This is a genomic window from Eisenibacter elegans DSM 3317, assembly GCF_000430505.1.
In the GTDB taxonomy this organism is placed as follows: Bacteria; Bacteroidota; Bacteroidia; order Cytophagales; family Microscillaceae; genus Eisenibacter; species Eisenibacter elegans.
Window position 1 is genome coordinate 347,316 of record NZ_KE387153.1, and the last position, 25,647, is coordinate 372,962.

Consider the following 25,647-nt stretch of genomic DNA (forward strand, 5'->3'; position numbering starts at 1 on the left):
TATGGAATACAGCAAAGATGAGATAATGACCATTACGGCGGCCAAAATGCTGCAAAACGGGCAGGTATGTTTTGTGGGCATAGGACTGCCAAGCGCCGCTTGTAATTTGGCACGCCTGACACACGCCCCGGAGATTGTCTTGATCTATGAATCGGGAACGGTAGATACCCGTCCTGATGTGTTACCACTGTCTATCGGGGATGATGAGCTGGCCGAGACCAGCCGAATGGTAGTGTCTGTGCCTGAGATTTTTAATTATTGGCTACAGGCCGGCAAAATCGATATCGGCTTTTTGGGAGGTGCACAGATAGACAAGTATGGCAACATCAACTCGACCGTCATTGGGGAATACCACAAGCCCAAAGTAAGGCTACCCGGTGCGGGAGGTGCTCCCGAAATTGCGGCCAACGCCCGCCAAACCTTGGTGGTGATGCGCCAAAGCCCCCGTAGTTTTGTAGACAAAGTCGATTTTATTACCTCTGCCGGGTATCTGGATGGAGGGGATGCCCGACAAGCTTTAGGTATTCGGGGCGAAGGCCCTGTGGCCATCATCACCGACTTGGGTATCCTAAAGCCCGACCCCGTGAGCAAGGAGTTTGTGCTTACACACACGCACCCCGGCGTAACGGTAGCCGAGGTACGGGCGCAAACAGGCTGGGATTTGAAAGTAGCGCCACACTTGGCTACTACTGAATCGCCCGACGCACACTATCTGCACACCCTGCGTACCCTGAACGAAAAAACACGCCTTGCCCATAGTCAAACCGCTGCTAATGCTTGATGATATGAAAGATGCCTTTATCATAGATGCCACCCGAAGCCCCATTGCCAAATTCAGAGGGGGGCTTTCGACTATACGTGCCGATGATTTGGCAGCGCAAGTCATTTCAGCCTTAGTGGCCAAAAACCCACAACTCCCCACTGCTGCCATCGAAGATGTGATTTTGGGCTGCCACAACCAAGCTGGTGAAGACAACCGCAATGTGGCCCGAATGGCCTTGCTTTTGGCTGGTTTGCCCGTGAGCGTGCCCGGAGAAACGGTCAACCGCCTGTGTGCTTCGGGGATGTCGGCAGTAATACACGCCGTGCGTGCTATCCGTAGTGGCGATGGGGACTTGTTCATTGCCGGTGGCGTAGAGCAAATGACCAGAGGGCCGATGGTGATGGCCAAGGCTGAACAAGCCTTTGGCAGCAATGCCCAACTCTACGACAGCAGCTTCGGCTGGCGATTTGTCAACCCCAAGATGGAAGCAATGTATGGTACAGAGGCGATGGGGCAAACTGCTGAAAACCTTGTGGATGAGTATCATATCTCCCGCGAAGACCAAGACTTATTTGCCTACCACAGCCAACAAAAGGCGGCACAAGCGCAGCAAAACGGGCGTTTGGCACAGGAGATTACCCCTATCCGCCTGCCTAAAAAAAAGGGAGAAGAGGTTTTGTTTGACACCGATGAGTTTATCCGCCCTGATACAAGCCTAGAGGCGCTGGCCAAACTACGGCCTGCCTTTCGGAAAGAGTGGGGCACTGTTACTGCTGGAAACGCTTCCAGCCTCAATGATGGTGCTGCTGCCCTGCTGGTGGCCTCTGGCGAAGCGGTTGCACAATATCAGCTACAGCCCAAGGCGCGCATCCTGAGTGCCGCTGTAGTAGGAGTAGCCCCTAGGATAATGGGCATAGGTCCGGTAGAGGCCGCACGCAAGGCCTTGGCCAAGGCCGGTCTGACGATGGAGCAGATGGATGTGATTGAGCTAAACGAAGCCTTTGCGGCGCAAAGTTTGGCCTGTATCCGTGCTTGGGGCTTGGCCGACGATGACCCGCGCATCAACCCCAACGGGGGTGCCATAGCCTTAGGACACCCACTGGGAATGTCGGGCGCACGCCTCGTGCAAACGGCTGTTCAAGAATTACAAAATCAAAACAAACGCTATGCCTTGGCCACGATGTGTGTGGGAGTAGGCCAAGGGTATGCTGTTGTGATAGAAAAAGTATAAACAGATGAAATTTGACTACCAATCATTTCCAACAAAAGTATCCTTTGGCAGTCCCTTGCTAGAGGCTTTGGAAAAATACACCCCCCAAGGCCGTAAAAGTCGTGTTTTTCTGATTGCAGGGAAACGCCAGCAAGGCCTAGCCGCTTGGGTACAAGCCCATCCTGACTTGGAGTTGGTTTATCATTTTGACCAAATCGCCCAACACGTTCCCAAAACGCTGGTAACCGAGGCTTTGGCCTTGGTCGATTTCGCTACCACAGACCTCCTCTTGGCCGTGGGGGGTGGCTCTGCCATAGGCTTGGCCAAAGCCTTGGCGCTCGAAACCAAAAAGCTCATTTGGGCAGCGCCCACTACCTACTCTGGCTCGGAGATGACCAATATCTATGGCATCTCTACCGAAGGCAAAAAGACCGTTGGGCGTGATGAGGTGGTATTGCCACAACTTATTATATATGACCCCGCCCTCACACAGTCTTTGCCTGCAACAATCGCACTCACGAGCGCAACCAACGCCTTGGCTCACTTGGTGGAAGGCTTGTATGCCCAGCCCAACAATCCACTCAGCTACCAACAGGCGCTGATGGGAATGCAGCATATCCAGCTAGGGTATCGTTCATTTGCAAAAGGTGAGACTCAGGAGGCCAACGAACAATGGTTGATGGGGGCTTACTTAGGGGGCAAGACGCTCTGTGAGCTGCCAATGGCACTACACCACAAAGCGGCTCACGTATTGGGCGGCAATTTCGGCCTAGACCACGCCCGAACCCATACGGCGCTTCTGCCCTATATCCTTGATTATCAATGGGATTATTTGCCCGAATTGGTGCGTCAAGACTTCAACGCGGTCTGGCCAGAAACCCGCGCTGCCCAAGGTCTTTGGCAGCAACTCCAGTCGCTGGGGCTAGCGCTTTCGCTGCAATCATTGGGCTTGACGGCTGAAGCCTTGCCCGAGGCCGCTGCGCAAATCAGCGCCTTGGCATTTGTAAACCCTGCACCCACAGACCACAAGGCCATTTATCAATTGTTGACAAGAGCTTATGAAGGTTATTTATCCTAAATTGAACCACAAAACAGTCAAACGCTGGTTTGGCTTTGGTATCCTGACGGCACTTTTGGGTGTCGGCAGTGCTTTTATGTTTTATACTCACCAAAACGCAAATACAGTATCTATGAGAACAATCAAACGCATACACAAAGCTGAATATCGCCCCATTGCTGACCTGATTACCTATTCGCCGCTACCTACCCGGCAATTGGAACAAATAGATCCCTTCTTGTTTTTGAATCACCACGGTTACCAAGAGTACGCTGGCAATAACAATGGCCTGCCCTTTGGCCCACACCCACACCGTGGGATGGAGACAGTAACCTTCATCATCGAGGGGGATATTATGCACAAAGACTCTGAAGGCTATCGCAGTGTAATCAAGGCCGGAGGGGTTCAGTGGATGACCGCCGGGCGTGGGCTGATTCACGCCGAAGTGTCGTCAGAAGAGTTTAAACGCGAAGGCGGGCCGCTGGAAATTTTACAGCTTTGGCTCAACCTCCCTGCCAAACACAAGATGACTGCACCGAAATATATCGGCCTTCAGGCAGCAGAAATTCCGGTGCGCCAATTGGCCGAAGGAGTCAGCATACAGCATATCGCTGGTGCTTGGGAAGGGGAAACCGGTGCAATCACCCCGCTTACAGACGTATTTTTGGGTACGCTCAGCCTCAAAGCCGGCAGCGCTTGGCAGACCGAAGTGGCCGAAAACCGCAGTATCTTCTGTTATGTGGTGCGTGGAAAAGTACGTATCAACGGACAGTCAGTGGCGTTTAGAAATTTGGTAGAGTTTGGCCATACCGGCACGGGCTTGCAGCTCGAAGCCGAGGAAGAAAGTCTGTTGATTTTCGGACACGCTACGCCTTTCAACGAACCAGTAGTAGCTCAAGGGCCTTTTGTGATGAACTCGATGCAGGAAATCCGACAAGCCTACCAAGATTACCAAGCCGGTAAGTTTGGGGTTTGGCAAGAATAATCCAGGCCTTTTTTAGCCCTGTCTCTCATACAGCTCCATCCAAGGGTTTTTAATCCTTGGAGGGCTTGGGGGTTACTCTGCATATAGCCCTTTGACATAAGTGTTTTTGGTAGCAGCAGGGTCTGTTTTTGCCAATGTGATGCCGGCTTGTCGGCGTGCGAAGTATCCCGCACGATTGCCTTTAAAAATACAAGCCTTCAGGGTGATGGTACTGCCGGTCTCGTGATCAAACACCGGGTCGCTAAAATCAGGGTAAGCGGCATTGTAGGCCGTATTATCGAGGAAGCGGCATTTGTCAAACACAAGTGTTGAGCCATCGCGCAGGTTGATCATCGAAAACTCTTGGTTCTTCCGGAAAGTACAATTACTAAACACAGCCTTACTGCCATTGCTGAATGTGCCTATGTGATAGGTACACTCTTCAATGATGCTGTTTTCGCAGCGTAGATCTTGGGTATTGCTGGCCGTAATCCCTTCTGTACCACTGCCATAGAGGGTGCTATTGCTTACTGTTACATTTTGGCAGTCTTCAAAAGAGAAAACTCCTCCGGCACATCCTCCTTTTTCGGGGCCGTGTCCGGCGCGCACTCCTTCGATGCAGATGTTTTGGCAGCCCACAAACACCAGTACATACCCATACTGAGGCTCAGCGATGAGGTGTGCAGGCTTTTTGGCATCGGCAGACTTGATGGTCAGGTTTTTGAAGTCTGACAACAACAACTCGTAGCCGTCATAGGCCTCGCGGTAATCGGCCAACCCAAGGTACTCAAAATTGGAAAGCACATAATCGCCCGGCGCCATCACGATAGTACGGTTGCTGCCCAAAGCTTTGAGGAAATCTTCGGTAGTAGCGACTTTGACGGTCTGCTGGGCGTAAAGGCTGCTCACAAGGCCAAAGGCCATCCAGAGCAAGAAAGCGAAGGTTTGTTTGAAATACATATACTTCTGAGATAAGGTTTTGAGAAAATCGACCCAATATACGCAGCCATTTCCTTAGTGTTACGTTTATTTCACCAATCCCCTCAATAAAATTACGAAGCGAGTTTTTGTATCTGCGAACGGGGTTTTGGGCAGATTTGTGTAATTTTGTTGGCTCAACTGCAACCCCTACCGCCTTATGATGCGATATGACCAACGCGGCGTTTCGGCCTCCAAAGAAGATGTACACCAAGCCATTGCCAAGCTCGACAAGGGCTTGTTTCCCAAAGCTTTTTGTAAGATAACTCCTGATATCATCGCCCAAGACCCTGCCTACTGCAACATTATGCACGCCGACGGCGCAGGCACCAAGTCGTCTTTGGCCTACCTCTATTGGCGCGAAACGGGCGACCTCTCCGTGTGGAAGGGCATCGCCCAAGATGCCATCATTATGAATGTAGACGACCTGCTCTGCGTGGGCTGTGTACACCCAATGCTACTCTCTTCAACCATTGGGCGCAACAAACACCGCATCCCGGGAGAGGTCATCACAGCGCTCATCGAAGGAACCGAGGAGGTGCTGGCCATGCTCCGCCAACACGGACTCGAAATCCATAGCAGCGGCGGCGAAACCGCCGACGTAGGCGACCTTGTCCGCACGGTCATCGTTGATAGCTCGCTCATCGCCCGTATGCCCCGCACCGAGGTCATCAGCAACGACCGTATCCAGGCCGGAGATGTGATTGTGGGTCTGGCCTCCTTCGGTCAAGCCAGCTACGAAACCGAATACAATGCCGGAATGGGCAGCAATGGCCTTACCGCCGCCCGCCACGACGTACTCAGCCGCTACTACACTGAGCAGTTTCCGGAAAGCTATGACACCGATCACCTCGATCAAAATCTTGCCTACACCGGCAGCTATCGTCTCACTGACAAACCACGCCTCCAAAACCCCAGCCACGCCCTGCCCGAAGGACTGGACGTAGGTAAAATGCTCCTTTCCCCTACCCGCACCTATGCCCCGGTTATCCAACAGGTATTGGCACAGTTGCGCCCACACATCCACGGGATGGTACACTGTAGCGGTGGCGCACAAACCAAGGTGCTGCACTTTGTAGACAAGGTGCATATCATCAAAGACAAGCTCTTCCCTACTCCCCCCCTGTTCGAACTCATCCAACAAGAAAGCCAAACCCCTTGGCAAGAAATGTATAAGGTCTTCAATATGGGGCACCGGATGGAGATTTACCTACCCGAAAATCACGCCCAGACTGTGATTGACATCGCCCGTAGTTTTCAGATTGAAGCCCAAATCGTAGGCCGTGTGGAAGCTGCTGACAAAGCGCAAGTAACGCTGTATAGCCCTAACGGCACTTTTGTGTATTGATTGCCCGCTGGGTAGGGCTCAAAAATCTATTGTTTCATCGCATACCTTATCTTCCTTGTTTGGCGTAACAACCCAAACAAGGATTTTTGCGTTTGCGTATATTTCATTACATTATCATCACCTAACGACTACTGCACACCCTTGTACCATTAGATTATGAAAATTTCCTTTCGATTAATTTGCCTCACATTCCTTTATTGTGTTTTCCATCTTAACGCAATTGCCCAAAAGGATAGCATACCGCCCAAAGAACGGAAGCTGACAGTGCTGCCCTTGCCTGTATTTCAGGTAGACCCTGCCATTGGGGCGGGCTTTGGGGCAAACATCGCTTTCAACTACCGACTGGGACCTAAGGAAACTACGCGCAACTCCAATGCTTTTTTGTATGGGGTATATACCACCAAAAAGCAAAGCATCTTCTCCATAGACCACGCCACCTTTACCCGAGATGAACATTGGTTTTTGAGTGGATTGTTGGAATATCGGTATTTTCCCCAAAACTTTTATGGCTCTGGTGGCAACAGCAGTATTGAAGATGAAGAGCAGATTTCTTATGAGGCCATCACTTTTCGCGAGCGAGCGCTTTATCAAGTAAAGCCGCATTGGTTTGTGGGGATGCAGTACCGCTACTACCAAGTAAGTAATATCCGTGTAGAATCGTCGCCCTTAGCGCCTAGCACTAGCACTCCCCCCTGGCCAATTGTACCTGAGCGTGTGGGCCAGTTTTTCTCTTTCGACGGACTAGGCAACCAAGGTTTTCGGTCATCTGGGTTGGGTATCCATACCCTCTACGATACCCGCGACAACATCCTAAATCCCTACCAAGGTGTGTATGCCGAGCTGGCTTTTGATGTGTATCCTCAATGGCTGGGCAGCACATTGGCCTACCATACCCTTAGAGTCGACTTGCGGGCTTATCGCAAACTCTTCGAGCGCCTCGACCACATCCTTGCGGCTCGCTTGTATGGCGATTTTGCCAGCAGTGAAGTTCCCTTTATCGATTCCCCACAGACGGGGGTAAACTACACTACACGCGGCTATGTGCTCTCCCGATACCGTGGACAACGCTTCGTAACGGCAGAATTGGAATACCGCGCCCGCCTTTGGAAACGCCTTGGCGCAGCAGTATTCAGCAATGTACATAGCGTAACTGAGCCTGATACCCAACAGTGGCAATATTGGAACTTGGCTGTAGGGGCAGGCCTGCGGGTGATGATTGACAAACAAGACCGCGTCAATGTGCGCGTAGATTACGCCGTCGGTAAAGACGACAACAGCGGTCTCTACATCATCTTTGCAGAAGCTTTTTAGGCTAATGCTATATTGCTGAAAAAACCTCAGCGCGATACCGTTTGCTACCGATGTTACCGCTCATTTCCCAAACCAATATTGGCGGAATATTTTTTCAAAAAAAAGCGCTTGCCTTGCGTCTTTTTGGGTGTTGTGTCGTCTCCTTTATAGAACGCAATTTATTTACCCCAAAATCTTGACGATATGCAAAACTCAGAAACACTCCAAAACTGCACTTGCACCAACTGTAACTGCCCCAATTGCGACTGCAAGGATTGTAAAACCGAAAACTGCACCTGCGAGAAGTGTGAATGCAGCAACTGCAACGAAACCTGTTGCCAATAAGCATAGTCTATCAACATTGGTTTGAAGAATGAGTTTGCTTTATTCCTCTGCTAATCAATAGAATAAGGCGCTAAAAACCCTCAAATCAATTTTGATATAATATTGCGCTACTGAACCTAGCCAAGCGTGTCGCTGTTATACCCAAAGCAGTGCGCGCTTGTGTTTGGTTAGTTTTGATTTCCCCAAAAAATCCCCCGCAAATGCCTACCCTCCAACACCTCTGGAATCAGTTTTCGGACAAGCTACTACGCTTTGTGGAGCATCGCGTAGACAGTAGCGAGGATGCCAAAGACATCCATCAGGAGATTTTTATCAAGCTTTACCTTCATCTTGACCAGCTTCAAAGCGAAGACAAACTACAAGCGTGGGTCTACCAGATTGCCCGCAATCAAATCACTGATTATCATCGGCAGCGGCAACGGTATATTTCAGAAAGTGAGCGCTTGGTGGCTGTTGTGCCTGTGAGTGCAGAGAGCAAGGCAGGCCATCAGGAGCTATATTGCTGTTTGCACCCGTTTATCGACGAGCTACCTGAAGGTTATCGAGAAGTGGTTAGTTTGAATGTGTATGACGGATTAAAAGCTGCTCAAATTGCCGAAAAGTTGGGCTTGAGCCTTTCGGGGGTGAAGTCGCGTCTACAACGCGGGCGGGAGTTGATTAAGCAAAAGTTTGCGGACTGTTGTAGCTACCACCTCAACCCTGACGATGGCAAGCTCCACGGCGAACAAGATTGCCCCCGCTGCTACGGGCACTAGAACTTTGCATCCTTTGCGGTTAGATATGTTTCCATCACAAGGGAGCAAAATAAGCACAACAACGACGAAAGTCAAAATATCTAGTGGTGTGCAGAATTACTATCTTTGTGGCTATGCCACAGCCCACATCTCCTTTGATTTCCCTACTCAAGCTCTTGGAGCGCGGCTATCTCCTTGGGCATCATCTCAGCTTTGATGTGTGTCTAGGGGCTTATGCCTGTGCGCAGGCTTGGAGCCTGAGCGTGGCTGCGCCTGTTCGCTCGATAGACTTCGGGGTACTGGTATTGAGTGTTTGGCTGATTTATACTGCCGACCGGCTTTGGGATGCTTTTCATATCCCTTGGCCTGCGGCCACAACACGGCATCAGCTACATCAGCAATATTTTCCCCTCTTCTTGACGGCGTGGCTGCTGGTGGCTTTGATACAAAGCTATTTTTTGTGGCAAATGCGCTCTTGGCTGCTGCTTTGTTGGGGTAGCCTGTTGTTAGTGCCTGTAGGGATGCATCAGTATTGGAGCAGGAAAACCAATGTACTCATTTCCAAAGAATTACGCATTGCCATACTCTATACGCTAGGGCTTGGGCTGTTGGCCATGAGCTATCATCCCGAGGCTTGGGAGATACACTTGGTTTGGGCCTTGTGGTTGGGCAGTATGGCGTGGCTCAACCTCTTGCTCATCGCTTGGTATGAAGCCGCCGCCGACCAACAAGACCACAGCCCTTCCAGTCCTTTGCGCTGGGGCGAAGCCCTCACACGTCGGTATTTGAGCGCACTGTTGGGTTTCTCAGGTCTCTTGGGGGCGATTTGGGCTGGCTGTTTGATTCATTTTCATCCAATACAAACCACTCCGGTGCTGTTGTGCGTAGCTGTGATGTGGGGGACGATGCTGTGGCTCTATCGAAGGCCTTATTTTTTGGAGCAACGCTGGCGCTACCGCCTACTAGCTGATGCGGTGTTTTGTGTGCCTCTGCTATTATCCTATACACCTCCTCTATGAACCCTTCCCCAAGACCAAACAGCAGCAAGGCCTTTGACCGCCTAGCCCCTGTCTACGATCTGATGATGTGGGTAGTGTTTTGGGGGCAGCTAGGGCGTGCTACCCGCGCAACCGTGCGCGAGACCTTGTCCGGCCTACCTGCCAACAGCCGCGTGTTGGTCATTGGAGGTGGTTCTGGGGCGATATTGCAGCCTATTTGGCAGTGTTGCCCATTGGCCGAAATAGTCTATGTAGAGCCGGCACCGCGAATGATGCGCCGTGCCCAACAACAGTGTAACGCTGTTCAAAAAGACCGCTGTAACTGGATAGCAAGACCTACGGCTATCCCCCGGCAACCCTATGACGCTGTTTTGACTTGCTTCGTGCTAGACTTGTTTGCGCCTCCTCAAAACAAACTGTTTGTTGCCCAATGGGCAACCTATTTGCGCGTTGGGGGGCGCTGGGGCTACACTGATTTTTGCGCCGGAGAACAGGCTTATGGCTGGCGACGCTTGCTGATTGGACTGATGTATGTGCTCTGCCATTGCATTGCGCCCCTGCCCCACCGGCGCTACTATCATTACGAACAAGCTCTCTTAGCACATCCATTGTTGCAAGCCCAAAAACCAAGGCACTACTTCGGGAAGCTAATCAAAGGACAGGTGTTTGAGCGTGAGGGATAGAGTGGGTTCAGTCCACTGGACATTTTTCAAATCCCACTGTGGGCCAAGTCTCATTTTACCCCCAAAATAGGGCCTCAGCTTGTCTCGGAGCTGGAGCGCCAAGCTACTTTTCCAAAAATATCCAGTGGCTTGTAAGCTATTCGAATGTCAACAAAATCAACTAACTTTCAATGATATAGGCAAAGTAGTCGATAAAAGTAGCAATATCGCAAAGGTTTAGTTATTTTTGTGTCAATTTTTTTACCAAAAATGACACTCTTATGACCTATGCCTTGGTCTTTGTTTTGACCTTGTTGAGTACTTACAGCGGCCTAGAGGCATACCGCCATTGGCAGCGCCGCCACCCTACTATCGTTCGGGTGTATGCGCACTTACAGCGCCTCCAACTTCCGGCTCAGTGGCTGGCTCAGGCCAAAGAAGCTGATTTGGAGCCTATATTACACAAGTATGTAGACCGCCTGTATCCGGGTCAAGTACAGCGCCAGGTGCCTGTGGTAAACGAACAACAGGGTACACGCCGCGAGCGCATCGACCTCGACATCGCCAATGGTAAGATCGGGATTGAAATCAAGCTTGCCAAAAGCCTACGCGCCACCAATGAGCGTAACCGCCTGATTGGGCAAATACAGCTCTATGCCCTGCGCCGCTACCAACAACAAAACCTCATCGTGCTTATTGTAGGAGAAGCACACGAGGCGCAACTGCCCGCCATACAGGAGCTGAAAGCCCTTATTGAGAAAGATGGCAACAAATTTTTGTTTTTGGCAGTAATATAATCATATAAAATCGTAATTTAGCAACAACTCTAAAAAGCCCTAAGCTCTGATATGCTCTACTACAAACAATATTTCTTGGAAGAAGGTAAAGATTGGGTGGTGTTTGTACACGGAGCCGGTGGCAGCTCCTCTATTTGGTTCAAGCAAATCCGTGATTTTAAACAGCATTTTAATGTCCTTTTGTTGGATTTGCGTGGCCACGGGCGCTCCAAACATTTTATCCAAGAGTATATGCAAGACCGCTATACTTTCAAGGATATTAGCCGCGATATTATCGAAGTACTTGACCACTTACGCATCCAACAGGCGCATTTTGTAGGTATCTCATTAGGCTCTATCATCATCCGCTCCTTGGGCGAGCTCGACCCTTCGCGCATCCGTTCGATGGTGTTGGGCGGTGCCGTTATCCGCCTCAATGTGCGCTCTAAATTCCTGATGTGGTTTGGCAACTGTGTGAAGCGTTTTGTACCCTATATGTGGCTCTATAGCTTTTTGGCTTGGGTGATAATGCCCCGCGCCCGCCACCGCCATTCGCGCCTGCTCTTTATCCGGGAAGCCAAGCGCCTCTATCAAAAAGAATTTCTCCGGTGGTACAAACTAACTAGCGAAGTAAATCCCCTGTTGCGTTATTTTAACGAAAAAGAAATTCCCATACCCACCCTCTACGTTATGGGCGATGAAGACCATATGTTCTTGCCCCAAGTACAGCAAGTAGTCAAGGTACATCACCACGCCCGCCTGATTGTCTTGCCCAACTGTGGGCACGTAGTCAATATCGACCAATCCGAAATGTTTAACCAAGTCTCCATCCAGTTTTTGAGTAACCCTCAAAAGGGATTGTTGCAGCTGGCCTAGAGCCCCTACACGTGCGGGCAACGGCTTAATAACGCATACAAAAATCACATTTTAGCTGTGTAATTGCGATTTTTTTAAAAGAGCAACAATTACAATCGTCAAAAATTTGGAAAAATTGCCAATATAGGTTTATATTGTGTTGTCGTTTAGGCTAAAACTTGGTGTTATACACAGATTGCCAACACACTGACAAATGCGATGAGGGGGCAACGCATAGGAGGAAAGAGGTATTGTTGTTGGTGAAGCAGATTGTCGATACACAGCCCCCAAACTGCATACCTCAATACACACACACTAAACCTTGTTATATGCCCTACAAAAAAGCCAACCTAAGCGCTGAAGAATTGCGCTTACTCAATTCGCCCGCTGGGCTTCGCGCCTTATTGCGCCAGAAAAAAATCAACCTCAAACGCATACTCGACACCCTAGCCTATGAGGCAGACTTAGAAGCGCTGCAAGTACAGATGATTTTGTTGCAGCAATGGGTCGTAGATACAGGCCAGCGTCTGGCCATCATTTTTGAGGGGCGTGATGCTGCCGGCAAAGGGGGGACTATCCTGCGCTTTACCCAACACCTCGTGCCCCGACAGATGCGCATTGTCGCCCTACCCAAACCCACCGAAGAAGAACGCGGCCAGTGGTACTTCCAGCGGTATGTGAGCCAGCTACCCCGCCCGGGCGAAATCGTGTTCTTTGACCGCAGTTGGTACAACCGCGCCGTGGTAGAGCCCGCGATGGGCTTTTGTAGCGAAGAACAATACCAACGCTTTATGCGCCAAGTGCCCGAGTTTGAGCATCTCCTAGCCGAAGACGGCCTGCTGATGATCAAGTTTTGGTTTCACCTCAGCAAAGGCGAGCAGGCCAAGCGCTTCCGCGACCGCAAGAAAAACCCGCTCAAACAGTGGAAACTCAGCCCGGTAGACCTCGAAGCCCAAGCCCGTTGGGAAACCTTCACCCACTACCGCCGCGAGATGTTTGCCCATACCCACCTCGATTTCAGCCCATGGATTGTCGTAGAAGCCGACGACAAGGAGCAAGCCCGACTGGCATCGATGCGCTATGTGCTACGGCAATTTGATTATCCGGGCAAAGACGAAACCCTGCTCCAAGCCGATGGAACGACAGTCTACCAATTTGACCCCAAGCAGCCGCTGGATGATTAGTAACACCAACGGCCAACACGGTATCCCCCTCTGGGGCTTTTTAGCAACGTATAGCGGGAACATTGGTAGTAGCTACAGCAAAACCAAAAAAATTACCAAATCGGCATTGTTACTTGGTTCTTACAAAGACATTGGTTTTTAATCCTCTATCTTCAGGGTTATACAACACCATTTTTGTTTTTGAAAACTCCTTGATGGTCAGGTTGCTGACACCTGATCTGGAGTTTTCGATAGTGAGTATATTTCCTTGAATACTTCAATTAGAGACATCCTCAAATATTTTCTCGTTCCCTACAATATCCCTTATCTCATAAGTACCTCCATCCTCAAACGTCCATTCGAGGTTTCCCATCATTTGGATCATCATTTCTTTGACAAGGCTAGCACTTGTTTGCCAACCATCGAAATGAGTTTGTGAGCCTTAAAAGCTTTATTTCCGTGTTACAACAACTATTTTTCGCATTTTTTCGTTATGAAGCAGTGGCTTTCTTGCCAATAGTTTATCTTTGTGGCTGCTGCCTCTTTGGGGAGCAGCTTTATCGTTCTTTGCAACACGCTGATATGAAATCACTTAGTTATCTCAATAAATACTTCTACAGATACAAGTATCATCTTTTTTGGGGTATTGTATTCACGATTATCTCTAATTACTTCAGTATTGTTCCGGCGCAACTGGTACGCTATGCCTTTGATCTTATCAAAGAAACGCTGGATTTGTATTTTGTAACCGAGGGGATGGAAGCCCGCGAGGGGGTTTATCGTTTGTTTGCCCAGACAGTCTTGTTTTATGGTGCCTTGATTGTGCTGATGGCCTTGCTGCGGGGGGTATTCCTGTTTTTTGTCCGGCAGACCATCATCGTGATGTCTCGCTTGATAGAGTACGACCTCAAAAACGAGATTTATGCCCACTATCAGAGCCTTCCTCTGAGCTTCTACCGCCGCAGCAATACCGGCGACCTGATGGCTCGCATCTCCGAAGACGTGAGTATGGTCAGGATGTACCTCGGTCCTGCCATTATGTATGGCATCAATATGATTACGCTGAGTGTGATGGTCATTGGCTATATGTTTAGCATCAACGCCACCTTGTCTTTTTATGCCTTGTTGCCGCTTCCGGTACTCTCGCTGAGCATCTATTTTGTAAACAATACCATCAATCGCCGCTCCGACCGCATCCAGAAGCAACTCTCCACCCTGTCTACTTTTGCACAAGAGGCCTTTTCGGGGGTGCGGGTACTGAAAGCCTTTGCCCGTGAGCAAGACTCCCTCCGGCAGTTTACCGACGAAAGCGAGCGCTACCGCAACAAGTCTTTGGCCTTGGTACGGGTAGAAGCCTATTTCTTCCCCCTGATCTTGGGTTTGATTGGCGCCAGCACCCTCCTGACGGTCTATGTAGGGAGTTTGGAAGTAATGCGTGGCAACCTCACCGCCGGCAATGTAGCTGAGTTTCTGATTTATGTCAATATGTTGACTTGGCCGGTAACCTCCCTCGGATGGATTACCAGCATCACCCAGCGAGCAGCCGCTTCGCAGGCGCGCATCAATGAGTTTTTGCAAACCCATAGCGACCTCCATTCTACCCAAAACCTAGACCAGCCCATCAGCGGGAATATCCGTTTTGAGGCCGTCGATTTTACTTATCCCGACACGGGAATAGAGGCCCTGAAAAAAGTCTCGTTTGAAGTACATCCGGGCGAAAGTATTGCCATCTTGGGAGGCACTGGTGCCGGCAAAAGCACCATTGCCAACCTTATTTGCCGTCTGTATGATAGTAGCGAGGGGCAAATTTGGATAGACGAGCAGCCCATCCAAGCCTATAGCCTAGCTTCGCTGCGCAGCCAAATAGGCTACGTACCGCAGGATGTGTTTCTGTTTTCAGACACCATCCGCAATAATGTCATCTTCGGGCTCAACCCCGACGAAGTCTCGGAAGAAGCCATCGTACAGGCACTCAAAGATGCCGACTTGTATGACAACGTCATGGACTTCGAGCACCAACTCGAAACCCGCCTCGGCGAGCGGGGAATAACCCTCTCCGGAGGGCAAAAACAACGCCTCTCTATTGCCAGAGCCATTATCCGACAGCCCAGTATGCTTATTCTGGATGATGCCCTCTCTGCCGTAGATACCAAGACCGAAAACGCCATTCTCAACGCCCTCAAGCGTATCATGGAAGGCCGTACCTCTATCATCATCTCTCACAGGGTATCGTCGGCCAAGCTCGCCGACAAAATCCTCGTCCTAGAAGATGGCCAAGTGGTAGAGTATGGTACTCACGAAACGCTGATGTTGCAGAACGGATTTTATAAAGCTTTGCACGACAAGCAGCTACAGGCCGAAAGCGCAGTAGACTGAGTTCGTTGGAGGTATTGTTAGGTGTGTTGGGGCTTATTGCCGAATCCTTTTGACAATCCGACAGCCTTAGAGACTGTCTGGCTTGACAACCAGCTATGCCGCTACTGCGGCTCGGCCACTGACCTTTCACCCAACAATGTAAAAAAACCCTCTCAGCCTTGTGCTCAGAGGGTTTTGTTTTTGACGAACTGTATGGATGATTTTTTGGGGCTTTCCCCTTCGGGGTCGGGTCTTCGGCTGTAGTCCCTTGCCCCCGGCTGTGAAACACAGCCGTGAGCAAGGGAGCTACTTGCCTCAGCCCCTAAGCCGCTTACGCATGCATAAGCGTACGCCAGCCAGAGGCCTTCAACTCCATCGTTCATCCTTCCACTAGAGGCGCTCTACCACCATTGCCGAAGCACCACCACCACCATTACAGATAGCAGCCAAGCCATAGCGGCCTTGTTTGTGTTGCAATACATTGAGCAAAGTAACCAAGATACGCGCTCCAGAGCAGCCCAGCGGATGGCCTAGCGAAACAGCTCCGCCAAAGACGTTGACTTTGGCAGGGTCGATGTTGAGCTCTGTGTAGAAAGCCATCGTAACGGCAGCAAAAGCCTCATTGACTTCAAAATAATCGATATCGCTCACTTTCAGTCCGGCGGCATCTAGCGCCTTAGGGGCGGCCAAGGTAGGCGCCGTCGTAAACCACTTAGGCTCTTGGGCAGCATCGGCAAAGCTCACAATGCGGGCGATAGGCTTGAGGCCAAGGCTTTCGGCCTTCTCTTTGCTCATCAGTACGAGGGCTGCCGCACCGTCGTTGATGGTAGAGGCGTTGGCCGCCGTAACGGTTCCGGTGGGAGTAAAAGCCGGACGAAGGCTGGGAATCTTGTCAAATTTTACGTTCTTGTATTCTTCATCTTCCGAAAAGAGCACCGGGTCGCCTTTGCGCTGAGGAATCTCAACAGGCACAATTTCTTGCTTGAAATAGCCCTTCTCCGTAGCTTCGGCAGCGCGCTTGTAAGAGTTGATGGCAAACTCATCTTGCGCCTCGCGGCTGAACTTGTACTTTTCGGCAGTCGCATCAGCACATACACCCATCGCATTGTGGTCGTAGGCATCGGTAAGGCCATCGTGCGCCAGACCGTCTACCAACTTAGCATCGCCATACTTGAAACCAAAGCGCGACTTCATCACATAGTGCGGGATGTTGGACATACTCTCCATACCACCGGACACGATGATGTCCTGATGCCCCAACATAATAGATTGTGCGGCAAACATCGTGGCCTTCATCCCCGAAGCGCAGACCTTGTTGATGGTGGTGGAGGGCACGTGATTGCCAATACCGGCATACAGCGCCGCCTGACGGGCAGGGGCTTGGCCTAGGCCTGCCGCTACCACATTGCCCATAAATACCTCTTGTACTTGTGAGGCTTCGATACCGGCGCGGGCTATAGCCCCTTTGATGGCGGCTGCGCCAAGTTGTGTGGCACTCAGGTCAGAAAGTCCACCCAAAAAGCTACCAATGGGCGTGCGGGCTATGGATACTACATATACTTCTTTCATGGGAGAGATAGATGAGGTTTAAAATGTCAAATTATTGATGCATAAGCGCCGGCCAAAAACACGTCCGGCCTCTAAGCAACTTTATCGAGTTGAAGGTAGCATGTTTTTAGCACAAATCAAATGACTTTGGGTGCTAATCTATAGTATTTTAGCATATAAATCATTGATTTTAAGCAAAATAAACCCACACATTCGTTTCACCCCCTTCAGAAAATCGGGGTATGGGTTTGGCCTTCTAAAGCAGATGCTGTATTTTTAGAGGGCATTCAAAAAAAGCTGGCCTCATCGCCATAAGGGTTGCACGCTCAACACCCTAATATACTTGACCCTTGTATGCCTCTGCGTCCAATACGTTTTTTATACCAAGATTCACTTGGCTTGAGGATTCACAGGAAGTTATTTTCTTGATTCTCAAGGATTTTCAATGTATACATTTTCCAAACCAATTCTGATTGGGTATCACGATGAAAGACCTATATACACTCCATATTCCGGCAGGTGCTCCCCTGTTGGGAAGTCTTACCCTCACAGGCTCCAAAAGCGAAAGTAACCGTGCGCTGCTGCTACAGGCCTTGGCTTGTGCGCAGAGCGGCCAAGCGTTTCGTGTGGGCAGGGTACGCCGCCTAGCCAGCGCCCGCGACACCCAAACGCTCTTACGCCTGCTCCAAACGCCTGAGGCAGCAGTGTGGGATGTATTGGATGCCGGAACCACGATGCGCTTTCTGACGGCCTATGCTGCCACCCAACTACGCAACAAAACCCTGACCGGCACCCCACGGATGCAAGAGCGTCCTATCGGTATTTTGACAGAAGCGCTGGCGCAATTAGGAGCAGAAATCGAGTATCTCGGCAAGCCCGGCTACCCCCCCATACGGCTGAATGCAACGCGTCCATTCACCCAAAAAACCCAGCAACTGAGCATCGATGGCAGCGTCAGCAGTCAGTTTGTATCGGCCTTGCTGATGGTAGCCCCTACCCTGCCTCTAGGGCTGAGCCTACGCTTGGTCGGGCATATTGCCTCTCGCCCCTACCTCGAAATGACCTTGGCACAGATGAAGGCTTTTGGGGTCAATCATAAATGGGAGGGCGACAGCATCCACATCCAACCCCAAACTTATCAAGAGGCTGATTTTGCCGTAGAAGCCGATTGGTCTGGGGCTAGCTACTGGTACAGCCTAGTGGCGCTGCGCCCGGGCAGCCGCCTACAGCTCCAAGGTCTCAAACCCCGCTCCCTCCAAGGCGACCAAGCCATCAGCCGGCTAATGCAGCCCCTAGGGGTCAATACAACTCCTACCGCAGACGGAATGCTGCTCGAACACACGTTCCATCCTGCGGCTGCAATGCCCCAAGTATGGGATTTTGACCGCTGCCCCGACCTCGCCCAAACGGTATTGGCCTGCGCCGCCGCCAAAGGAGTAGCAATGCCGCGCATTGTCGGGCTAGAAAGCCTGCGCATCAAGGAAACAGACCGAATTGCAGCGATGCAAGCCGAGCTCCAAAAACTAGGTGCTGATTTGCAAGCACTTGATGCCCATACTTGGGCGCTTGTGCCACCAACACAGCCGCTCCCAGAGCGCCTACAAATACATACCTACGACGACCACAGGATGGCCATGGCCTTTGCCCCGCTGGCAGCCTGCATTGCAGAAGTACTCATAGACGACCCTCAGGTCGTGGCCAAGTCTTATCCCGGCTTCTGGGATGACCTCAGAAGTTTGGGGGTGGAGGTGGCATAAAAACGGCTGCCGGTGTGGGTGGCCTAACACTTGCCTCTTTGGTGGGGAAAGTGCTAAAACCATTACCACCCATAATCAATACTCAACGATTCACAATAGATACCATTATGAGCAGAAAAACCTGTGGCCAAACTTGGTGGGGGATACAATAGCGCTGCAAGCATTAGAAAAAACTGACTTCAGCAACCGCCTCCCCAGAGGGAGGAGCTACACCAACAAGAGCACAGTGCTACAGGTAGATGTCCAAGAAGGCGCAATAACGGCCAAAGTTCAAGGCCAAGGCCATACAAACAACATATCAGCTTAATGTGGGCTAAGTCTCATTTTGGGGTAAAATGAGACTTAGCTTGTCTCGGAGCTCGAGCTCCGAGCTACTTTTTCAAAAATGTCCAGTGGTGTGTTCGGGGTACATCCGGCTATTGGTGTGGACACCGAGAGGGGCGCAAGGGTTATCTAGTTTTACATATCCATTTCCATCACAAAATCTTCCATCCAAAAGCCCTGCCCGATGTCGATATTTTCTTCTTTGGCAATGCGGAAGCCATAGTGTTGGTAAAAGGCGATGGCTGCCTGATTGTAGCGGTTCACATTGAGCGAGAGGGTGTGTAAGGCTGCTTTTCGGGTGGCAGCCACGACCTCATCGAGCAGCTTTCGACCTAGGCCCCTGCCCTGAGCTTGTGGGTGTATGTAGAGCTTGTGGAGTTTGCAATAGCCTGCCTCCGGGGTATGGAGGGCATATCCGGCAAAACCGAGATCTTGCGCAGCATCGTGGGCAATCAAAAACACATCGCCCCGCTGCATCTGCTCCAAGAGTGAGGATTGGCTATACATCCAATCCAGCATATACGCAATCTGCTCCTGCGTCAGGATGTTTCCAAACGTATCAGGCCAAGTAGCGTGGGCAAGGGCCTGGATGCGTGCCCAATCTTGGGCGCTGGCCGTGGTAAGATTTAAAACTTGCATTGATTTTGACATTAAAGTGTTTTGACGTTTTCTTGGGCTTCTTCCCGCGCCGCCCTTGGAGGGTATAGCTTCGCACAACAACGCCCAAAACCTTTACTTCATCGTTCATACTTCATATTCTATTCTTCCCAAAAGCGCTGCGTACGCAGGTGTAGCTTCGCATACACATAAGGACAGGTTGTTTACTTGAGATTGGCTTGTGCCTTCAAAAACCGTTTGACATCGGCGGCAGTTTCGGCAGGAATCTCCTCCATCGGCACGTGTCCGGCGTTGTCATATACAACCAAACGGGCGTTGGGCAGGTCTTCGGCAAAGCGCTCCCCATGTTCTAGGGGAATCCAGCGATCTTCTCGCCCCCACTGAATAAGCGTGGGTTGCCGGATGTTGGGAATTTGGTCGGCGCGGTTGGTGTAGGTGGTTTTGGAGCGGTCTATAAAGGCTTGTCGGTTACCTTCTCGCAGCCCTAGCTCATAGTAACGCTCCACCAGTGCGTCGGTAACCTTGTTGGGGTCGGCATATACATCGAGTAAGTTTTTCTTAAAAAAGAACTTGGGCGTTACATACCTTACGATTTGATTCAGCCCTCCCTGCCGGGCAAGCCTAAAGACCCAAGGCGACTTGCGGTTGGAGGGGTAGCCCGAAGCATCTACCAAAACCAGCGACAGCACTTGCTCGGGATGTGCCAAGGTATAGTTCCAGGCAATGCCCCCACCCAAGGAGTTCCCTCCGAGGTGGAAACTTTCTAGCTTGAGCGCTTGTGTAAACTCATACAAAAACGCGACATAGGCATCTAGGGAGTAGTCCGCCTTGGGGTGTGGCCCTGTAAGGCCAAAAGCAGGCAAATCTAAGGTAACCACCTTGAAATCAGCCTTTAGGCTATCTACCCAAGGCTCCCAAGTATGTAGCGAGGCCCCTGTGCCGTGTAGCAGCACCACCGTATGCGCGCCCTGCCCTTCCACACGGTAGTGTACATCCATCCCTTGGATGCGGACAAACTGCGAGGCTTCGTTGGTGTAGCGCTCCTTGAGTGTTTCGACGGGTATGTCGGCCTTGGCAAACCACAACAAGGCGGCGGCCAACAAAGCAATGAGGATGAGGAAAAAATAGGCTAGTTTCTTTTTCATTGTAATTGCAATATAAATTTTATTATAAACTTCCGGTACGCCCGCCATCTACGGGCAGGTTGATGCCATTGATATAGGCTGCTGCCGGGCTGGCCAAAAAGGCGACGGCCTGGGCAATTTCGGCGGGCTCGGCAAAGCGCCCTACGGGAATCTGCCGAATCATCTCGCGCTCGACCTCTATGCTGGGCTTGCCGTTTTGCTCGGCGCGAAAATCTATCAAATCATACAAGCGGGCGGTCTTGGTATAGCCCGGCAATACGTTGTTGACCGTAATGCCTTCTGCTCCAAGCTCAAGGGAAAGGGTTTTGGCCCAGTTGGCCACTGCCCCTCGGATGGTGTTGGATACCCCCAACCCGGCGATGGGCTGCTTGACAGAGGTAGAAATGATGTTGATAATGCGTCCATATTTGGCCTGCTGCATCGCCGGGAGCAGGGCTTTCACCAAAATCTGGCCGCTGAGGAGGTGTTGGGCAAAGGCTAGTTGATAGGCTTCAGCATCGGCCAAGTGTGCCTGCCCTGCGGGTGGTCCACCGGTATTGTGTACAAGGATATGGATATTGTGTTGATAGGCGTAGCGGTCGATGATTTGTGCCAAGGCCTCGGTATCTTGCAGGTCGGCAGCCAAGACGTGGTGTTCTTGGTTGCCATTGTTGGGCAAGGTCTTGCAAAGCGTTTGTAGCATCGCCTCGTTGCGGGCCAGTAGGGTAACCGAAGCCCCCATTTCGGCCAAGAGCAGGGCGACGGCCTTGCCAATTCCTTGGCTGGCTCCGCCTATGAGGGCGCGTTTGCCCGACAGGTCAAGTAGTGTGTGCATATATTGGGATAGATTTGTGTTCATAATAATTCAGATGCCTTCCCATCGTATCGGCTAATACACCCTTTTGAGCCAGCGGGGCAAGAAAATAGCCCCGGTAATGAGGTAGGGGTAGTAGGTTACGATGCGCCACATCAGCGCTACGATGGTGATGGCCACAATACCCTCGGTATAGTTCCCAAAAAAGGCTTGGAAAGAAATTTCGGCGAAGCCGGCAGCCCCCGGTGTAAAGCCAATCAATAAGATTACCCAAAGCAACACGTGACGGGAGAAAATCAGCAGGTGGTCTGTAAAGGCCAGCCCTACAAAGGCTGCCAAGAGGCAATTGACAATGAGGTAGCGCGAAGTCCAGACAGCAAAGGTGGCTCCGATGGCGCGCATCCAGTAGCCCAAGCCTACGTTTTTGAGGGCGGCAGAGGCAATGACCAGCTCATCCCCTTGTTTTTGGGCTGCCGCCTGAAAGCGCTTCATCCAGCCCCAAGAAGTACCCTTGATGAAGAGCCAGCGGATAGCCTCGGGTTTGTAAAACAGCCCATACATCATCAAAAAATTATAAGCAGCCACACTAAAATAGGCTACCAAAAACAGGTTTTGGACAGCAAAACCCTCGACGGTAGGGAAAAGCGCCACAGGATATACCCTACTCCAATGCAAGGCCAGTACAACCCCTCCTACGATGACAAAAAACAGGTTGTCGAGCACTGCCGAAACCATTACATAGGCCAAGGACTTGCCGAAGGGAATGCCCTCTTTGGTCAATAGCAAGCTAGCCAGCGCTGTTCCGCCTACGGCAGAGGGGCTGATGGCCGAGGAAAACTCCCAGAGCATAATGGTATAGAAACTGCCCGTCCAAGTCAGCTCCTTCTGCGTCAGATATCGGATGCGGTAAATGTAAAAGCCGTCTCTGATGAACAAGGTCAACAATGCCAACACAATCCAAACCCCGCTGGCCTTGGACAGGCTGGGCAATAAGGTGTCAAAGTCTACGCTGGTATAGAACAAGTACGCTGTAATGCCCAACCCCAACAAAGTAGGGATGATAATCCGCCGGGGGCTGAGCTGGCGTAAGATATTGCTTTCTTCTTGGGTGATTTGTGTCATACAAAAAAGGTGTCCGATGTCAGGAAATACAAGATGTCATCTGCTGTTTGCAAGTTAATCAAGTTTTATGGAATTTTAGTGCAGACAGTATGCCGCCTAAAACTTTGCCGAGAAGTTGACAAAAAGCCCCCATTCTTGGGCTATATTCATCGAATAATTGAAAGAGAAGACGGAGTTGTAATAACTCACAACATCAAGCCCTGCCCCAATGCCATAGATAGGGCGGTTAGAAAAGCGGTTGTTTTCGCGCCTAAACACATCATCCCGCACATACCCAAGGTCTGTATGGATGTTGAGGTAGGCGGCCAGCGGGACTTTTTTGAACTGAGACAAGGGGATAAAGTTCAGGGTTTTGACTACATCAAAAAGGCGGTATTTGAGTGCGTTCTTACTCAAGACATAGCTTTGGCCATCAATCACATACAATTCATAACCTCTCAAAAAAGCATTCTGATAGCCCAGGCCCAAGGCATTGGCATAAGGCTGTTGATTGAGAAAGGTCAACCGTCCCAAGGCGTTAGTCTCCACAAACCAATTGCTGGCCTTGCTTCCCAACTGCCAGTATTTCCCGTAGCCTACATTGATATGGAGCATATCTACATCGTTGAGGGGTGGCAGGCCTAGTTTTGTCAAGCCCAAAAGCAATACACTGCCCCGCAAGGGGTATGCAACGACATCGCGCAACTCTAGCTTGAAGAGATAGCGTAATGTCAGATAGCGTTGGTGATTGCGCCCGTTGAGATAGTAGTTGGGGTTGAGGCCAATGACAGTGTCGGCAGCTTGGTTATAGTTGTAGCCCAGCTCAAAACTATGGAAAGTATAAAAAGCGCCTCTCCGGCTGAAGCTCACAGCTGTATTGAAGCGGTCTTCGAGGCTTTGCCCCAAATCAGAAGCCTCCACAAATCGGAGTTGGTGCTCTACCGTCTCATAAGGTACTGCAATGCGCTGGGTATAGGCCGTAGCGATTTGCATCCCCCAGGTTTGTGCTTGGTTCAGGTATGGGATGGCATATTTGACTCCGAAGCGCTTTAGAAAACCTAGTTGTATCACCCCTTCCAAAGTTTGATTGAGGCCGAAGAGATTGCGTTGGGTAAAGACCATCCCGTAGGTAAGCCGATTGAGGTCGCCCCCTTGGTTGTACCACCATTCGTTCAGGCTGCGGTCTACGAGGTCAATTAATGGGATAGGAAAAATATACCAACGCTCTTGAAGGTCTATGAGCAATTTCTTCTGACCCGCAACCGACCCTTCTTGTAACTCTACTTTGACTTGGGTAAAAAGATCGGTGTTAAATATCTTGTTCTTATTTCTAAATAAAACCGTGTCTTGTTTGGCTGCCCACAAGGTATCGCCTATCGCTATATCCAGCTCTCTCAAGATAATGCGCTCTTTTGTCAGGCGATTGCCTTGAATGATTACCTCTTCAATGATGACAAATGGCGCGGTATATTGGCCTGAGTCTAAGGGCATCTGCGGCCACAAAGGCACTCCTCCCAAGACCCAAAACAATATCCACAAGCTTCTCAACCTGCAAACGATGTTATCATACGGCTCAAAGTACATACACAATAATCACACGCCATTGGTGCTTGTTTGTAAGGATATTCAATATGCCTTAAGGAATTTGATTGGGCTTCGTGTTTGAAGTTCATACGTAAGCATCCACCGTTAGGCGTGTCAATTTGGAAAAAAAATCAAGTCTTTGCAAGTTTTTGTACTATTTGCCTGCTGCGAGTATCTTTGAGAATTTGAAAGCTGTTGCAACGCCAGTTTTTGAAATAATTACGTATTTTAGCCGCATCAAATCTGATTTACTCCCATTTTCAAAACCCAAAATTTGTCGCACAATGATACAATCATTCTTTCGTACCCTTGGCTTGGCCTGCGCTATGCTAAGCCTCAGTACTATCAGCTATGCACAAGTACAGCTCCCACAGCCCAGCCCTGCGGCCAATGTGAGTCAAGTAGTTGGCCTTACCGAAATCAAGATTAGCTACGCCTCTCCAGCCATCAAGGGCCGCCAAGTATGGGGCGGGCTAGTGCCTTATGGCCAAGTATGGCGTAGTGGAGCCAATGCCCCTACCAAAATCCACTTCAGCCACGACGTAAGCATTGGTGGCAAGGCCGTAAAAGCCGGCACATATACCTTGCTTAGCATTCCTGGCGAGCAAAAATGGACAATCATCATCAATACAGACTCTAAGGGCAACGGTGCTTTCAGCTACCTCGAAAGCGACGATGTGGCGCGTGTAGAAGTAAGCCCTGTAGTACATAGCAAGAGCCAAGAACGCCTCAGCTACCGTATCGAAGCCGATGCAGACAACAAGGTAGGCATTGTGTCGTTGCGCTGGGAAAAACTCGAAATCCCCTTTGAAGTCGTTACGGATCCTGTCAGCATTGGCAAACAAAACGTAGAGGCCGCTATGCGTCAGATGAATGGCGCTTGGTATAGCTACGCCGCCTCGGCAGAGTTTTATCTCGACAACAACCTCGATGCTGCGCAAGCGCTGGCTTGGGCCGAAAAATCTATCGAAATGCAAGACAAACACTTCTTCAACCGCTGGATTAAAGCCCGTGCGCTTGCTGCCCAAAGCAAAAATAAGGAAGCACTTGAGGCCATTAATGAAGCCAAAAAAATTGGTGATGCCAACCCTTCCGGCTTCTACGACAGCTACAAAGGCCGTATGAACGAGGCAACACAGGCTTGGAGCGCTAAGAAATAGTTTTTGTTCACACCACTGGACATTTTCCTGATCCCACAGCCAAAACTGTGACCTAAGGCTCAGCTATCCCCAAACAAGGCCTCAGCTTGTCGCGGGGCAGGAACTACGAACTACTTTTC

Annotated in this window: 23 protein-coding genes; 15 read left to right on the plus strand and 8 right to left on the minus strand. The window is 50.5% G+C overall.

Annotated features, from left to right (window positions below; all coding sequences use genetic code 11):
* Position 1 precedes the first annotated feature (1 nt).
* The 4 genes from G499_RS0115155 (at position 2) to G499_RS0115170 (ending at position 4,015) form a co-directional block, all read left to right on the plus strand.
* Positions 2–781, plus strand: a complete 780-nt coding sequence (locus tag G499_RS0115155) for a CoA-transferase subunit beta (protein WP_027000640.1) — start codon at positions 2–4, stop codon at positions 779–781.
* A 4-nt stretch (positions 782–785) separates the two neighbouring features.
* On the plus strand, positions 786–1,994 hold the full coding sequence (gene pcaF / locus G499_RS0115160) for a 3-oxoadipyl-CoA thiolase (protein ID WP_027000641.1): 1,209 nt from the start codon (positions 786–788) through the stop codon (positions 1,992–1,994).
* A gap of 4 nt (positions 1,995–1,998) precedes the next feature.
* Entirely contained in the window at positions 1,999–3,051 is a 1,053-nt protein-coding gene (locus tag G499_RS20290) for an iron-containing alcohol dehydrogenase (RefSeq protein WP_051296301.1), read from the plus strand.
* A gap of 112 nt (positions 3,052–3,163) precedes the next feature.
* On the plus strand, positions 3,164–4,015 hold the full coding sequence (locus tag G499_RS0115170) for a pirin family protein (RefSeq protein ID WP_027000642.1): 852 nt from the start codon (positions 3,164–3,166) through the stop codon (positions 4,013–4,015).
* 72 nt (positions 4,016–4,087) lie between these two features.
* On the opposite strand, the gene G499_RS20295 is transcribed toward G499_RS0115170, so the two are convergent.
* Positions 4,088–4,954 carry a right-handed parallel beta-helix repeat-containing protein gene (locus tag G499_RS20295; RefSeq protein ID WP_051296302.1) on the minus strand — a complete coding sequence of 289 codons (867 nt, stop codon included), beginning with the start codon at positions 4,952–4,954 and terminating at the stop codon, positions 4,088–4,090.
* 178 nt (positions 4,955–5,132) lie between these two features.
* Here G499_RS20295 and G499_RS0115180 point away from each other — a divergent pair, with 178 nt between their 5' ends.
* Positions 5,133–6,320: an AIR synthase-related protein gene (locus tag G499_RS0115180; RefSeq protein ID WP_027000643.1), complete on the plus strand. Its 1,188-nt coding sequence runs from the start codon at positions 5,133–5,135 to the stop codon at positions 6,318–6,320.
* A gap of 156 nt (positions 6,321–6,476) precedes the next feature.
* Positions 6,477–7,631 carry a BamA/TamA family outer membrane protein gene (locus tag G499_RS0115185; RefSeq protein ID WP_081413831.1) on the plus strand — a complete coding sequence of 385 codons (1,155 nt, stop codon included), beginning with the start codon at positions 6,477–6,479 and terminating at the stop codon, positions 7,629–7,631.
* Positions 7,632–7,789: 158 nt separating this feature from the next.
* Here the strand turns inward: G499_RS0115185 and G499_RS21920 are convergent, their stop codons facing one another.
* On the minus strand, positions 7,790–7,972 hold the full coding sequence (locus G499_RS21920) for a hypothetical protein (protein WP_154658485.1): 183 nt from the start codon (positions 7,970–7,972) through the stop codon (positions 7,790–7,792).
* Between the two features lie 183 nt (positions 7,973–8,155).
* On the opposite strand from G499_RS21920, the gene G499_RS0115190 reads away from it, so the two are divergent.
* From G499_RS0115190 to G499_RS0115230, 7 genes are all read left to right on the plus strand, one after another.
* Complete coding sequence (locus G499_RS0115190) at positions 8,156–8,710, plus strand: sigma-70 family RNA polymerase sigma factor (RefSeq protein ID WP_027000645.1); 555 nt, start codon at positions 8,156–8,158, stop codon at positions 8,708–8,710.
* Between the two features lie 113 nt (positions 8,711–8,823).
* The gene (locus G499_RS0115195) at positions 8,824–9,708 is read left to right on the plus strand and encodes a hypothetical protein (RefSeq protein ID WP_211231629.1); all 885 of its coding nucleotides are present in this window, start codon (positions 8,824–8,826) and stop codon (positions 9,706–9,708) included.
* Entirely contained in the window at positions 9,705–10,370 is a 666-nt protein-coding gene (locus tag G499_RS0115200) for a class I SAM-dependent methyltransferase (protein WP_027000647.1), read from the plus strand. Before G499_RS0115195 ends, G499_RS0115200 begins: the two co-directional genes overlap by 4 nt.
* Positions 10,371–10,630: 260 nt before the next feature.
* Positions 10,631–11,146 (plus strand): hypothetical protein, encoded by a 516-nt coding sequence (locus G499_RS0115205; protein WP_027000648.1) that lies wholly within the window; start codon positions 10,631–10,633, stop codon positions 11,144–11,146.
* Positions 11,147–11,197: 51 nt separating this feature from the next.
* On the plus strand, positions 11,198–12,001 hold the full coding sequence (locus G499_RS20300) for an alpha/beta fold hydrolase (protein WP_035727725.1): 804 nt from the start codon (positions 11,198–11,200) through the stop codon (positions 11,999–12,001).
* 308 nt (positions 12,002–12,309) lie between these two features.
* Complete coding sequence (ppk2, locus tag G499_RS20305; RefSeq protein ID WP_051296303.1) at positions 12,310–13,164, plus strand: polyphosphate kinase 2; 855 nt, start codon at positions 12,310–12,312, stop codon at positions 13,162–13,164.
* Positions 13,165–13,725: 561 nt separating this feature from the next.
* The gene (locus tag G499_RS0115230; protein ID WP_027000649.1) at positions 13,726–15,519 is read left to right on the plus strand and encodes an ABC transporter ATP-binding protein; all 1,794 of its coding nucleotides are present in this window, start codon (positions 13,726–13,728) and stop codon (positions 15,517–15,519) included.
* A gap of 369 nt (positions 15,520–15,888) precedes the next feature.
* Here G499_RS0115230 and G499_RS0115235 read toward each other — a convergent pair whose 3' ends face one another.
* Positions 15,889–17,067 (minus strand): acetyl-CoA C-acyltransferase, encoded by a 1,179-nt coding sequence (locus tag G499_RS0115235; protein WP_027000650.1) that lies wholly within the window; start codon positions 17,065–17,067, stop codon positions 15,889–15,891.
* A 464-nt stretch (positions 17,068–17,531) separates the two neighbouring features.
* Here G499_RS0115235 and G499_RS0115240 point away from each other — a divergent pair, with 464 nt between their 5' ends.
* Positions 17,532–18,803, plus strand: a complete 1,272-nt coding sequence (locus G499_RS0115240; protein ID WP_027000651.1) for a 3-phosphoshikimate 1-carboxyvinyltransferase — start codon at positions 17,532–17,534, stop codon at positions 18,801–18,803.
* A 459-nt stretch (positions 18,804–19,262) separates the two neighbouring features.
* On the opposite strand, the gene G499_RS0115250 is transcribed toward G499_RS0115240, so the two are convergent.
* The 5 genes from G499_RS0115250 to G499_RS20315 form a co-directional block, all read right to left on the minus strand.
* Positions 19,263–19,766 (minus strand): GNAT family N-acetyltransferase, encoded by a 504-nt coding sequence (locus tag G499_RS0115250; protein ID WP_027000652.1) that lies wholly within the window; start codon positions 19,764–19,766, stop codon positions 19,263–19,265.
* 182 nt (positions 19,767–19,948) lie between these two features.
* Positions 19,949–20,890, minus strand: a complete 942-nt coding sequence (locus G499_RS20310; protein WP_035727728.1) for an alpha/beta fold hydrolase — start codon at positions 20,888–20,890, stop codon at positions 19,949–19,951.
* A gap of 22 nt (positions 20,891–20,912) precedes the next feature.
* The gene (locus G499_RS0115260; protein WP_027000653.1) at positions 20,913–21,704 is read right to left on the minus strand and encodes an SDR family oxidoreductase; all 792 of its coding nucleotides are present in this window, start codon (positions 21,702–21,704) and stop codon (positions 20,913–20,915) included.
* Positions 21,705–21,758: 54 nt separating this feature from the next.
* Positions 21,759–22,805 (minus strand): lysylphosphatidylglycerol synthase transmembrane domain-containing protein, encoded by a 1,047-nt coding sequence (locus G499_RS0115265; RefSeq protein ID WP_035727732.1) that lies wholly within the window; start codon positions 22,803–22,805, stop codon positions 21,759–21,761.
* A 96-nt stretch (positions 22,806–22,901) separates the two neighbouring features.
* On the minus strand, positions 22,902–24,275 hold the full coding sequence (locus G499_RS20315; RefSeq protein WP_211231630.1) for a POTRA domain-containing protein: 1,374 nt from the start codon (positions 24,273–24,275) through the stop codon (positions 22,902–22,904).
* Between the two features lie 377 nt (positions 24,276–24,652).
* On the opposite strand from G499_RS20315, the gene G499_RS0115275 reads away from it, so the two are divergent.
* Entirely contained in the window at positions 24,653–25,528 is an 876-nt protein-coding gene (locus tag G499_RS0115275) for a DUF2911 domain-containing protein (RefSeq protein ID WP_027000655.1), read from the plus strand.
* Positions 25,529–25,647 lie beyond the last annotated feature (119 nt).